Source organism: Sphingomonas bacterium (assembly GCF_903643065.1).
Lineage (GTDB): Bacteria > Pseudomonadota > Alphaproteobacteria > Sphingomonadales > Sphingomonadaceae > Sphingomonas.
In genome coordinates, this window is record NZ_CAHJWX010000283.1 from 1 (window position 1) to 3,888 (window position 3,888).

Consider the following 3,888-nt stretch of genomic DNA (forward strand, 5'->3'; position numbering starts at 1 on the left):
ATCGAATTGCGGATCGGCCAGCGCCACCGCCTCGGCGAGACCCAGCCAGGGCGCGCGCTCGACCAGCACCGGCCGCCCGGGATCGGCGGCGGCGCGCTGGTTGACCAGCTTGAGCGTCGCGGCGCGGCCGGCGGAGATCAGGATGGCCGCCTGGCTCCCCGGATCGAAGGCGTCGAGCCGGGCGGGGTCCGCCGTCTCGACCGCCAGCATCGCGCTGCCCTCCACCGCGATCGGCCAGCCGCGCCGCAATGCGTCGATCGCGCGCGCGGCGGCGCGCGGGTCCGCGCTCACCAGGCGAACTCGGTCATGATCGGCACATGGTCGCTGGGCTTGAGCCAGGCGCGGGCGGATTCGAACACGTGATGCGACACCGCGCTGGCGGCGACGTCCGCGGTCGCCCATTGATGATCGAGCCGGCGACCGCGATCGGACGCCGCCCAATCCTTGGCGCGGTAGCTCCACCAGGTGTGCAGCCGCGCCGGCGCGGGATGGAAATGGCGGCCGAGATCGACCCAGCTGTTCGAGGCCATCAGCCGATCGAGCGCGTCCACCTCGACCGGCGTGTGGCTGACCGTGCCGAGCAGCTGCTTGTGGCTCCACACGTCGGCCGGCAGCGGCGCGATGTTGAGATCGCCGACCAGCAGCGTCGGCGTGTCCAGCGCCGCCGACCAGCGCGTCATGCGATCGAGGAAGTCGAGCTTCTGGCCGAATTTGGGGTTCGCCTCGCGATCGGGGACGTCGCCGCCGGCGGGGACGTAGACGTTCTCCAGCCGCACGCCATTCGGAAGCGCCACGCCGATGTGCCGCGCCTCCCGGTTCGCCTGCCAGTCAAGCCGGTCATCGGCCGCGACGGGCACACGCGCGACGATCGCGACGCCGTGATGCATCCGTTGGCCGTGGAGCAGGAGGTGGCGATAGCCCAAGGCGTGAAAGGCGGCGACGGGGAAGTCGGCGTCGATCACCTTGGTCTCCTGCAGGCACAGGATATCGGGCGCCGCCTCGCGCAGGAACCGCGCGACGATGTCGATCCGGAAGCGGACCGAGTTGATGTTCCAGGAGGCGATCTTCACGGGCGGTGTTTAGGAGAGCGGAGCGCTGCGGCAAAGCCGCGTCGTGACGTCGGACGGGTTCGGCTGGCGCTGCCCCGCCGGCTGCGCTTGCGCGTCTTGGGAGCCGCTTCGCTGCTCCCATCCGCGCTACGCGAAAGGCCCCCGCTCCGGGGGCTTGGAGCGAGGGCCGACCTAGCGTTCGTCACGCAGGCGGGAACGAACCCGACGCGGGCAACAGGGGGAAACCCCACGCCGACCCGTTCCGCCCCGGCGCCTTAGCCGGGCGAACCTGTCGCTTGTATGAACGCGACATCTATCGGGGGCCCGCGACGTGCGGTCGCGGATCCGTCCAGGCAAAGGCATTGGCGGCGACCGCGACGCCAAACCGTTGATTCGTCAGGCGAACCGTCGTCCGGTTGTTCTGGCTGTCGAGCGCCACCCAGCCTTGGAGCGCGAGCCCCGCCGGCCCCGCGCCACCGCGCGCGAAGACCAGGGTGATGCGGCCATATTCGGGGTGCGCGGGGTCGTTCGCGTCGACCGCGAGCAGGCGCGGATCGGTCCCGGACGACAGCTTCGCATAGCGGCCGATGTCGCGGCCGGGATCGATCAGCACGCCCAGCGGCGAGTTCCTGACCGGCCAGCGCTGCACCTGCTTCACCTGATAATCGACAAAGGTCAGCGCGCCCCCGTCCGCGACAATCAGCAGCGGCACGCCCTTTTGATACTGGAAGCGGATGCGGCCGGGCTGCTTGAGCGTGAACGTCCCGGTCAGCGTCTGGCCGTTGCGGTCGATCTGGCTGAAGTCGGCGGTCATCGTGGTGAGACCGCGCAGATGCGCCTGCACGAGCTGGAGGTCGCCGGCGCGCGCGGACGGCGCGGCGGGCGCCGCGACCGCGATCGCGGCGGCGAGGAAGGGGAGCGGGGTCATGCGCGGGTGGTAGCCCGGCGGCTTGAACTCGGGCTGAACCGGCTCAGTTCAGCAGGTAACGCTGCCAGAACAGCAGCGACGTCCAGAACTGATAGTCCGCGTTCGCCTTTTTCACATAGCCATGCCCCTCGTCGGCCGCGATCATGTGCCAGGCCGGCACGCCGTTCGCGCGCACCGCCGCCACCATCTGGCGCGCCTCCGACGGCGGCACGCGCGGATCGTTGCCGCCGGTGACGACGAAGAGCGGGATCTTCAGCTCGCGCGCGCGGGTGAGCGGCGAGATGGCGAGCAACTGCGCGCGCTGCGCCGGATCGCGCTCGTCGCCATATTCGACGCGGCGCAGGTCGCGGCGGTAGCTCTGCGTGTTCTGCAGGAAAGTGATCCAGTTCGAGATCGCGACCACGCAATTCGCCGCGCGCAGCCGCGCGCCATACCGGATCGCGACCGCGTAGCACATATAGCCGCCATAACTGCCGCCCGTCTCGCCGATCCGCGCGGCGTCGATGCCCGGATCGGCGGCGAGCCGGTCAAGGAACGCGCCGATGTCCTTGACACTGTCCTCGCGCCGGCCCGGGCCGTCGTCGAGCCCGAGGAAAGTCTTGCCGAAGCCGCTGGAGCCGCGGACGTTGGGGGTGAACAGCGCGATGCCCAGCTCGTTGGTCAGATAGTCGGCGCGGCCGCCGAACGCCGGCCGCGCTTGGCTTTCCGGGCCGCCATGGATGCTGACGATCAGCGGGCGCTTGCCCGGGAACCGCCGGGCATCGGGTCGGTAGAGGAAGCCGGAGACGCGGGTGCCGTCGAAGCTCGTCACCTCGACCAGCTCGGGCTTCGCGTCGCGTTCGGGGTCGAGCCCGCCCGTCTCGCCGTGCGTCCAGCGCGTCACGGCATTCCTGGCGTCGAGCGCATAGACATCGTTGGGCGCGGTGGCGGACGAGAGCGAGAAACCGAGCCGCCCATCTGAGCCCAGTGGAGGCCGGTGACGACGCCGACCGGCACCCGCGCCGCCGTCCGCACCCGGCCGCTGGCGACGTCGAGCAGCCGGACGCGGCTGATCCCCGCCTCGTTGACCGTATAGGCGATCGTCGTGCCGTCGTCGCTGATCGCGAAGTCCTCGACATCCCAGCGCGGCTCGGGCGCCACCGCGCCGAACCGGCCGCTGACGCGGTCGATCACGCCAGCCGCTGGAACTCGGCTCCCTCGTCGGACGTGACCCACAGCCGGCCGTCGGGCGCGAACGCCGCGTGGTCATAGGCGACCGGGCGGGCGTGATCGCCGACCGGGGTCAGCTTGCCGGTCGCCACGTCGGCGAGCCACAGGTTCGACTTGGCGGCCGAGATGTCCTCGCGCAGCAGCGCGGTGGCGCCGTCGGGCGAGAAGTCCGCGACCGACCAGCCGCCGCCGGACACTCGCGCCAGCAGCCGGTCGCTCCCCGGATCGCGCGGATCGACCATGTAGAGGTCGCTGTCCGTGCCGTCGCGCCGCGTCGACGAATAGCCGAGCCAGCGGCCGTCCTGCGTCCAGGCGCCGATCTCATTGCGGCTCTTGCCATCGGTGAGCAGCGTCAGCCGACCGTCGCGCAGCGCGTAGAGCTGCCAGAACTCGGAGCCGCCGACATCCTTCTGCACCACCAGCGCGTCGCCGCGCTTCCTCGCCCAGCTCGCGCCCGCGATCGCGTCGTCCTCGAACGAGAGCTGACGCCGGTTGCCCAGCGGCGCCGCCACCTCGTGCACCTGCGCGGTGTTGCCGAACCGGGTGAGGATCAGTGCCGCGCCGGTGCGCGGGTTCCAGCCCTGAAACGCGGCGCCGCGATATTCGAGATAGGGCCGCGTCCGCTCCGCCAGTGCGCGCGGCACGGCCGGCGCCTGCTCGATCGCGAGCGCGGCGGGCGGCGCCACCGTGTCGCCGCGATCC

General features: G+C 71.2%; 4 protein-coding genes and 2 pseudogenes. All 6 read right to left on the minus strand.

Features of this window, described 5'->3' with window-relative positions; genetic code table 11:
- A pseudogene (locus HUU95_RS10400) lies at nt 1-291 on the minus strand (GTP cyclohydrolase II); the annotation flags it as partial.
- A complete protein-coding gene (locus HUU95_RS10405; RefSeq protein WP_174280049.1) occupies nt 288-1,070 on the minus strand; it encodes an exodeoxyribonuclease III in 783 nt (260 codons plus the stop codon). The gene HUU95_RS10405 and the pseudogene HUU95_RS10400, both read right to left, overlap by 4 nt.
- Before the next feature lie 292 nt (nt 1,071-1,362).
- The gene (locus HUU95_RS10410; protein ID WP_174280050.1) at nt 1,363-1,977 is read right to left on the minus strand and encodes a LolA family protein; all 615 of its coding nucleotides are present in this window, start codon (nt 1,975-1,977) and stop codon (nt 1,363-1,365) included.
- Nucleotides 1,978-2,020: 43 nt separating this feature from the next.
- Nucleotides 2,021-2,860 (minus strand): alpha/beta hydrolase family protein, encoded by an 840-nt coding sequence (locus HUU95_RS14595; protein ID WP_254602739.1) that lies wholly within the window; start codon nt 2,858-2,860, stop codon nt 2,021-2,023.
- On the minus strand, nt 2,857-3,150 hold the full coding sequence (locus HUU95_RS14600) for a hypothetical protein (protein ID WP_254602740.1): 294 nt from the start codon (nt 3,148-3,150) through the stop codon (nt 2,857-2,859). The genes HUU95_RS14595 and HUU95_RS14600 overlap by 4 nt, the downstream gene beginning before the upstream one ends.
- Nucleotides 3,147-3,888: pseudogene (locus HUU95_RS14605) on the minus strand (TolB family protein); the annotation flags it as partial. The pseudogene HUU95_RS14605 and the gene HUU95_RS14600, both read right to left, overlap by 4 nt.